Consider the following 729-nt stretch of genomic DNA (forward strand, 5'->3'; position numbering starts at 1 on the left):
GGACTCGGGCTCGTCCATTTCCCCGTCGCCCAGGAACGCCCAGACCTGCTGGTCGGAGGTGTCCTTGATGCCGCGGTTGTGCAGGTACCGGTTGGACTGGGCCTGGTAGATCGCGTTCATCGGCCCGATGCCCATCGAGACCGTGGGGAACTCCCAGAACTCCGGCATCAGCCGCGGGTGCGGGTAGGAGGAGAGGGCGTGGCCCTCCTTGGACTTCTCCTGCCGGAAACCGTCCATGTCCTCCTCGGACAAACGGCCCTCCATGAAGGCCCGGGCGTACATGCCGGGGGAGGCGTGGCCCTGGAAGAAGACCTGGTCCCCGCCGCCGGGGTGGTCCTTGCCGCGGAAGAAGTGGTTGAACCCGACCTCGTACAGGGTCGCGGCCCCGGCATAGGTCGAGATGTGCCCGCCCACGCCGATATCGGCCCGCTGCGCCCGGTGCACCATCACCGCGGCGTTCCAGCGCAGCCAGGCCCGGTACTTACGCTCGATCTCCTCGTCGCCGGGGAACGGGGCCTCCTGGTCCACCGGGATGGTGTTGACGTAGTCCGTGGTGGTGACCATCGGAACACCCACGCTTTGCGCCCCGGCCCGCTGGAGCAGGCTGCGCATGATGTACTGGGCACGCTCGGTGCCCTGTTCCTGAATCAGCGCATCCAGGGACTCCAGCCACTCGGCGGTCTCTTCCGGATCACGATCAGGCAGCTGGTTTGTCAACCCGCTGAGGAT

Annotated in this window: 1 pseudogene; it reads right to left on the bottom strand. The window is 66.9% G+C overall.

The features are described from left to right. Nucleotides 1-729: pseudogene (locus AC1DDO_RS23025) on the bottom strand (pyruvate dehydrogenase (acetyl-transferring), homodimeric type); the annotation flags it as partial.

It is taken from the genome of Arthrobacter sp. 10N43 (genome assembly GCF_056394525.1).